The following is an 8,244-nucleotide window of genomic DNA, read 5'->3' as shown; positions in this document are numbered from 1 at the left end:
AGTTGACACTTGAGAGTTCGTTTTTCTCAATTCGGACTTTACTACTTTCAAACTTCTAAAGTTTAAAAGACAAATTTGATGTACTAAAATTAAGTATATATTTTTAATTAAGTTTAAAAATATCATTTTTCCAGGATATTGTCTGCTCATTAAAAATTAACCTGATCGGTATTCTAAAAAATTCCCGATAAAACTGCATAAAGCATATTCATCGGGAATTATTTTAGTTTAACAAAACCTTTTCAAGTTTTAAAACCGATTTAAAAAGTTTTCAAACTTCTTATTTACCCGGCCAAACTCCTTCATAAGCAGAGGTGCCATAGTCGATTTTTTCTGCACTTACTACGAATGAGATCAACATGTTGTCTGAATCGATCGCGTCGAAATCTACTTCATGCTGGATCACGTAACCGTTGTTCCATTTTAAAGTGATCAATGTTCCTTCTTCATGAGATTTATTAAAGGTAATTTCACCTGTTGTTGGCTTGTATTTACCGTTCAATAAACTTTCCAATACGTGCGCATCTTCTGTCGCCTCGATGGTTACTTTAATTAATGCATTTGAAGGATCAGATGCCACACGTCCGGAAACGTCTGTCGATCTTGATACACTGTAATTAAGTTTTAACACTTTTTGTTCTGCGCCTCCATTAAATTTTAAAACGCCTCTTGAATTGTTAGCTGCCATGATTTCTAAATTTTAATTATTATTTATTGATTTGATTAAGTAAATTGTTGTTTTTTGATATTTCAAAGATAGAAGGACTTTTTAATATTCTTTGTAGTAATTCTACTACAATTTTGAAATATTTTTTAAATAAATAAGAAATTCGAAAATTTTAAATATAAAATGACTTTTGAAATCGGTTTGGGTTTATTAAAACATTAACCTTAATGGTTATTCGACAAGCATTATAAATCAATTTTAGTTTAATGATGCTTTGCGCAGTTTTTTTTAAGTAAGTTATTTCTAAACAAATAATTAAATTTTAAAAATATTCGTGAATAATCTCCAATTTGATTATATCTCAAATAATTTAAGTTGAAAATAAAAACTTAACTTTTAAACGACTACGTAAAATAGTCCCCGATTTAAAAAACGGGGACTAAATTGATGATTGTTTATTGGGTTATATGAATATGTAGTTGTGAGTAATTTGGTGTAAATAATTGATTTACAATAAAATGATTATCTATTGGGTATGCTCAAAGTCCCATCCTCTCTACAAAAATTACAATCAGGAATTTTATTCCTGATTTTTTTTATTTTGTTACGTTTTGTAATTAGATTACCTCAATGGTTATTCGAAACAACAGAATAATTGATGTCGGTTTCTTTATTTTGAGCTCTGTGATGAATTGCGCGCATTCAGGCCATTACCAAAATTTATCATTGTCGATTGGAAAATATTTCCCGCTCTTTTTATACTATTTTTTTACTGATTACCATTCTATTTTCACTGCCAGGACAATATTAGTATTCTATAAATTGGGCAGCAAGTAAATTACTAATAAAATACTACCGATTACTATTGTAAGCGTAACAAGAATCGATAACCAGTGCATAGGATAATAAGTGTCTTTATTAAGTTGTTTTTCAATTTGGAGATAACGAAGAAAGGCCAGTAAAGCAATGATTGCACCGAGTGCGACCATCGCGACGCCAATCGTTGCCGAATTTGATTTCCCATGAACGACAATATCGTTACGTAAAGCATTGGTTATCTGCCGGATAAATATGACAAATTTTACAATAACAAATCCAAAACCCATTAATGCAATACTTGTACGGATCCACGCTAAAAACGTTCTTTCGTTCGCTAAATGATCTGCTACCTTCCCTCCTTTTTTCGCGGATTCTATTTCTTCTTTCATCCTTTTAATTTTAATAAAAATTCGCCTAATTATTGTTGTCAGTTCTCGCAGCTCTTCTTAAAAAATACAATTTTATTAATATTCTATTCTGAATTCAAACCTTAAAATCATTGATGAAAAGCACCATTAAAATAAATAAAAATTGAAAAAATCCCCATAAATTCTGGAGGCACTTTTTTGAACTCGGCAGTTAAGAATCACACCGAATAAATAGGAAATAAATACAACTTCAATATCATTAAAGAATGTTTTCACCTCTATAATTAATCATTAATATAGATGGGAAATTCTGCTCTTTCTAAAAGTTCTCCTACGGGTTCTGCAAAAAGACCTCTGTTTTTTAAAATAGTTTCTACCTTGTGAGCAGCTTCTTTTTTTACAGCAATGAGTAATCCGCCACTGGTTTGTGGATCACATAAGATATGCCGTTGCCTTTCATCCTCGATATTAACCTGATCGCTGTAGCTGTCCCAGTTTCTCAGCGTCCCGCCGGGGACACATTTTTTATCAAGATAACCCTCAATTTCTTCGAAAACCGGTACTTTACTAAAATTAATATTCGCAGATACATTGCTTCCTTCACACACTTCCAGTAAATGTCCGATGAGTCCAAATCCGGTAACATCAGTTAAGGCGGTTACCTCTTCCATTTCTGAAAGTTCTAAGCCGACATCATTTAATATGATCATGGAATTTGCAGCGATATCTTTATGCCTGTATTCTAAGACGCCCTTCTTTTGTGCAGTAGTCAAAATGCCGACACCCAAAGGTTTCGTAAGGTAAAGAATACTTCCGGGTTCTGCTTTATCATTGCGTTTCAAATTAGAAATGACCACAGATCCTGTAACTGCGAGTCCAAAAACAGGTTCCGGATTATCAATACTGTGACCACCGGCGATTATAATTCCGGCATCAGCGCAGGCTTTTCTGCCACCTTCCATTACTTCAGCAGCTATTTCGGGGGACAATTTATCGATGGGCCAACCTAAGATCGCGATCGCCATCAAGGGTTTTCCTCCCATGGCATAAACGTCGCTTAAAGCATTGGTAGCGGCAATTCTCCCAAAAGTGAAAGGATCATCGACGATGGGTAAGAAAAAATCGGTAGTACTTATAATTCCCGTTCCATTTCCCATATCATATACGGCAGCATCATCTCTGGTATCGTTACCGACTAATAGCCGAGGATCTTCAATTTTAATTGAATTGGATTTTAATATGGTAGTTAATACTTTTGGTGATATTTTGCAGCCACATCCCGCACCGTGGCTGTAGCTTGTCATTTTTATTGGTTTATCCATTGTTCTGAGCTAATAAGCTTATTAAAAAATCCGCAATTTCTTCATGATTCGCGGTGGTGATTTCAAGTTCTTTAATCAAAGATTCCTGACGTTTTTGTAATCCTTTTAAATAATATTTATCATAATAGAAAAGCACGATCTCTACTACTTTATAGTAATTTTTGTTTTCTAGCGCTTCCAGAGCCACTTTAGCGTTATCATGTCCAAGCTTTTTAACTATTCGACTAATTGCATCTGCTAATTTTTCCGGATCGAGATGAGCGTAGGTATTCACCAGGTGTTCTATTCTTTTCTCTAAAGGCACATTCAAAAAATAGACAGGCATCTCAATCATTCCAAAATAAAATGCATTCGGAATCGATACATTGCCAATCATTTTACTTTCATCCTCCAACCAAATGGGTTGGTTACTATTAAAAGTTCGTAGTATGGAAAACAGATTCATTTCAAATTGCTCAGTGGTTGGTTGAGGCGGAAGATCTATACCTCCAAATGCTGATCCTCTATGATTGGCTAATCCTTCTAAGTCGATTACCTGTTGTCCTTTCTTTTCTAAAAAATGCAATATTTCAGTTTTCCCGCTCCCGGTATATCCACCTAAAACTTTGAGATCAAAATCTTGTTCAAAAAATGCCAAAACATAATTTCTAAAAGCTTTGTAGCCTTTTTCAATAACATAAACTTTTTTAAAGCCATTCGCCAGAAGATGATCAGCAAAAGAATTACTCCTCATCCCGCCGCGCCAACAATGCACTACAACTTCTTTTTCCGGAGCAACATCAAGAGATTGCGTGATGAAATCATTTAGTTTTGGAATTACAAATTCATACCCAAGTTCAATAGCTCTTTCTTTGGATTCCTGTTTATAGGCAGTGCCAACAATTGCGCGTTCTTCATCAGTAAATAAATCAATGTTATGAGCACTGGGAAAATGTCCTTTCGCAAACTCACCCGGTGACCGAACATCAATAATTGGGATATGCTCTAAATGCCGAAAGTAAAAGTCTACGGTAATGATCTGTTTCATTGTTAGGTCTTTATAATTTTTCAGCGGTCATTGTATTAGATAAAGAAATTTTCTCTATTTAAAGAAGTAAGTGCAATAATATAAGTATCAATTGCAGCAGTGATTTGCATTGAATTAAAAGGCATTTCATTCCAGAAATTAGAGCAAAACCGGATAGTTCTAGTATTTATTTGAAATATCGGACTAAATTATTTAAATATCGAACTAAGGTCAGAAATTTCTGCAGGATCGCCTTACTATTAACGATCATTTAATCGCGTAAAGATAGTTAAATAGAGAAAATGTTTCATATATAAATTTGATTTCTGAGGTAGAAATGCTCTGTTTAGATAATAATAAAGTTGATGTAAGCTTTGCCATAAACATTAATTTTCCATTCGTTAGTTGACTATGTAAGATTTTTGCAGTAAATGATAAAGTAAGTGGCTTTATTTTGAACATCTTCCCGCACCTCTTTCTTGCAAATATAAACCGTAATCGAGATCGTCACCATACAAATAGAGATCTACAAAAAAAAGTATAATTCCAGCTAAAATGAAAATGGAATGATTTTCAAAATGAAAACTATGTTTGATTGCATTCGATTCATTATCCTTTATCAACTTTAGCATGAATTTTTCCTAAAACTTTCGCAACACCAACACTTTGAATTAAAATATCGCCGTGTTTAGCTTTGCGGTCAGTTGGTGAAGTAGTTTCTTTTAAATTTTCAGTGATAGTAACCGATTTATTTTCTCTTACAGTTTGTTTGTAATCGGTAGAAATAAATTTATGGTTTTGTGATATACTCATGCTGTAGTCTTCACCAACGCTTGCAGTCCTATTTTTTCCAACATTAAAATCTAAGTTTTCTCCCGCATTAAAAGTCATATTTTTAGGCGCAGTCACTGTAATATTCCCCGCACCATCCATAAAATAAGTATTTCCACTTGGATCCAGAATCGTCACACTTTTCTCATTATCATTCATCAAAACTTTAATTCCACTTTTGGTTTGAATCGAACGCATATGATTCTGAACTCGACCACCCAATCCAACTCCCCCATGAAACATTCCACCCATCACAAAAGGCCGGTCCGGATGATTGTATACAAAACCCACCATCACCTGATCTCCAACTTCGGGGGTTCAGAATTGTAATTTATTATTTTGCGAAAATTTTCGTAACGTTGAAAAATATATTAAACATTAAAATAATAGATATCAAATGCAATAGTATTTTTTCTAATAACAGATATTCTTGGTTGTAGTAAAATTTTCTGATATATTTAGTAATTATCAAAAACAATAAGAATTATCTTTGGATATTAAATTCTCCTGTTACCTCATATGAAACCAAAAATTTTCCTGTTTTATATTGTACCGCTTTTAAATTGGGTTGATAAACTTCTATAAAATCATCTTTATAAGTTTTTGCAAACATTTTCTTTTCAAATTTCATTTCTTTACCAATGTATTTTTCTGTGAAATGAATCGTGTCTTTTTTTACAGTTCCATTCACGTAATGATAGATTTCATTATATGGACTTACTCGTCTTTTTCTGGTTTTAATAACATCATCAAAAATTTCAAAGTCTCCAAAATCTTCTACTATAATAGGTTTCAAAACCTTAATGACGCCATTTTCTGGAAAACTTAACATTTTTCCATCAATATCTAAATCTATAGTACTTAAACACAAGGTTCCTTTATCTGAATATATTGAAAACTCGACAGAATAAGGAGTTCTGTAACGAACGTAAACTTTATTAATCTTTAAATTTTGATTTTTTTCTAGTTTTTGTTTTTTTTCATCATCAAGAAAACCAGAGTAGTAAGTGTCGAAGATTGTATCACTTAATTCTTTAAAAGGAATTTTATTTTTTACGAGATACTCTTTAAATGCAATCTCTCTTTCACCGTTAGACTTTTGCTGTCTTTCTGTTAATTGTTGACTTTTACAATTAATAAAAAAGAAAAGTACAACGAGATGGATAGTAAGTCTATTTATTTTTGATTTCATTATTTGTTTTCTTTTCATTTTCCATTTCCATTTTATAAAAATCTTGAAATTCTTTTTTAGGAGTTTCTGCATCAATATATTCTTGTAATCGATCAAAATCGGGTTCTTTAGATACTCCGTCATAAACCACGAAAAGATGATGAAAAGTAGAAAAAGGCTTTAATCTGAGACTGATTTTATAATTTGTCAAATCTCTTTCATATTTTACAAGATCCAATTTATACTGTTCTCTAGCTTTATCATATTTTATTATAACCTTATAATCTTTTTTTACTGGTTCTACCGGAATTTTCGGTATCGATGGAAACTCAATTGCATTATGCATATTATTAGAAGGCCAAAATGTACCATACCCAAATTTAGTGGTTTTATTAAAATTTCCATTTGCGTCAGTAGATGTATAACTTTCTTGTCCGCGGTTCAATAGAACATCAAATAAGCGTTGGGTATCAAAATTTTGTCCGTCTATATTTTTATCGAGATTGTATGGGTTTTGATTATTAGATTTTCCATAATATAAATCAAAAGCATAAGACATGTTTATCCTATCGGTTATTCTAGCCTGCATATTTACGCCTGCAGACCAATATTGATCAGAATCCATACCCAAAAATAACGGTACTTTATGAATATCATTGTAGGATGAAATCATGAAATTACCTAGTTTTATGGACGCTGCTCCCAGAACTTGATGTCGGTTTGGTCTATCTTGGGAGTTGTATTTATCTTTTATTCTTATGCCTTCTTTATCATATTCATTAGTAACTCTACCAGAACTTAAGACGCCAATTTTTCCAAGTGTAAAAGCGTATTCATAAGGGTTATAAACTCCAGAACCAGAGAAATCATTAAACATATTCATGTTCATAGGATTTCCAGTTTTGTATCCAATAGTTAATGCCGGTGTAGCACTTAACGTTACTAAATTTCGGCTTAAAGGAGACGTTCCAGGAGTTCCGTAACCATAATAGGTGAGTGCCGCATTAAGACTTGGCATTAGTCCGAAATCTTTTCCTACTTTAATTTGTTTGGAAATGCCAGCATACAAACTAGCTGAGAAACCACCACCTAAACTAAAACTGAATTTTAAACCAATATTGAAAGGTGGATCACCTGGACCATCATTTTGGGAAGGCAAACTAGGTGTTTCAGGAAAGAAATTTTCATTAAAATCTCCTGCATTCGGTCCTCCTTTTGCTTTGGGATCCCTACGATATTCTATAGGTGAACTTTCAAATACCTTTTCAGTTTCTAATTTCGGAAAATCTATGTTTAAAATTCCATTAAAAGTAGGAGATTCTAATTCACCTATTTGAACAGCAGATTCTCCCGAAGCATCAAAGCGGAAAAGATCATAATCATAAACATTTAAATTATCTTTTATGGTTAACTTGTCTTTTACCTTTAAGTCAATGTAAGTTCCGTATGCTTCTGCAAGCCAGGAAATTAATTTAATTTTCCGATCATTATTTTGTTCAATATTTTGAAGTTGTCCTTCCCAAACCAAAATTTCATCAGAGTTTTCATCATATTTTGCTTTAGTTGAATGCAATGATTTTGTAACTTTTATAGATGGATTTATAATTTTGCCTTCTGCAATATCTTTATAGGTGAGATATATAATTCCTGTATTATCATTATTACATAAGATTCACCGGCTAACTGCTCACGAAAAAATTTTTCCATGAATTGCAGAGGTATATAGCTGTATTCTTTTTTGATGAACCTTGTTCCCTGCAATCTTTTATAGTTTAAGAGAGGAGCTACTTTACGGTAAATTTTACCGCCTGGCAAAGCAGAGATCATATTGTCTTTCAATATTTCCAATTGTTCGTCTTTATAACAATATTCATTTATAAGATATTGCTTATACCCGTAGTGCATTATAAAAGGTTATTCATAATACGATAAAAAATCGTATATTGTATTGACTACCAATCTAATACAGTATGAATAACCTGGAAGCAATTTACGATTTTATTTTAAATCAATTGAGAGAATTAACACCAATTGAAAATTTTTATTTTAAACCGATTAAA

At 32.4% G+C, this 8,244-nt stretch carries 7 protein-coding genes and 1 pseudogene; 1 reads left to right on the top strand and 7 read right to left on the bottom strand.

Annotated elements, in window-relative coordinates:
• Positions 1 to 280: 280 nt before the first annotated feature.
• From tssD to OA86_RS14790, 7 genes are all read right to left on the bottom strand, one after another.
• Entirely contained in the window at positions 281 to 688 is a 408-nt protein-coding gene (gene tssD, locus OA86_RS14825) for a type VI secretion system tube protein TssD (RefSeq protein WP_039353424.1), read from the bottom strand.
• 794 nt (positions 689 to 1,482) lie between these two features.
• Positions 1,483 to 1,875 (bottom strand): YidH family protein, encoded by a 393-nt coding sequence (locus OA86_RS14820; protein ID WP_039354999.1) that lies wholly within the window; start codon positions 1,873 to 1,875, stop codon positions 1,483 to 1,485.
• Between the two features lie 263 nt (positions 1,876 to 2,138).
• Positions 2,139 to 3,176 (bottom strand): selenide, water dikinase SelD, encoded by a 1,038-nt coding sequence (gene selD, locus OA86_RS14815; protein WP_039354996.1) that lies wholly within the window; start codon positions 3,174 to 3,176, stop codon positions 2,139 to 2,141.
• Positions 3,169 to 4,203, bottom strand: coding sequence for a tRNA 2-selenouridine(34) synthase MnmH (gene mnmH / locus OA86_RS14810; RefSeq protein ID WP_039354993.1), 1,035 nt, complete (start codon positions 4,201 to 4,203; stop codon positions 3,169 to 3,171). The genes selD and mnmH overlap by 8 nt, the downstream gene beginning before the upstream one ends.
• Positions 4,204 to 4,791: 588 nt before the next feature.
• On the bottom strand, positions 4,792 to 5,307 hold the full coding sequence (locus tag OA86_RS15895; RefSeq protein WP_221404081.1) for a hypothetical protein: 516 nt from the start codon (positions 5,305 to 5,307) through the stop codon (positions 4,792 to 4,794).
• Between the two features lie 190 nt (positions 5,308 to 5,497).
• The gene (locus OA86_RS14795) at positions 5,498 to 6,205 is read right to left on the bottom strand and encodes a hypothetical protein (RefSeq protein WP_126340508.1); all 708 of its coding nucleotides are present in this window, start codon (positions 6,203 to 6,205) and stop codon (positions 5,498 to 5,500) included.
• Positions 6,186 to 7,757, bottom strand: coding sequence for a polymorphic toxin type 23 domain-containing protein (locus tag OA86_RS14790; RefSeq protein ID WP_039354985.1), 1,572 nt, complete (start codon positions 7,755 to 7,757; stop codon positions 6,186 to 6,188). The genes OA86_RS14795 and OA86_RS14790 overlap by 20 nt, the downstream gene beginning before the upstream one ends.
• Before the next feature lie 397 nt (positions 7,758 to 8,154).
• On the opposite strand from OA86_RS14790, the pseudogene OA86_RS16235 reads away from it, so the two are divergent.
• Positions 8,155 to 8,244, top strand: a pseudogene (locus OA86_RS16235) (IS982 family transposase); the annotation flags it as partial.

It is taken from the genome of Kaistella jeonii (genome assembly GCF_000812865.1).
Classification (GTDB): Bacteria; Bacteroidota; Bacteroidia; order Flavobacteriales; family Weeksellaceae; genus Kaistella; species Kaistella jeonii.
Note: the sequence above shows the minus strand (reverse complement) of the source record. Positions and strands in the feature narration are given on the sequence as shown.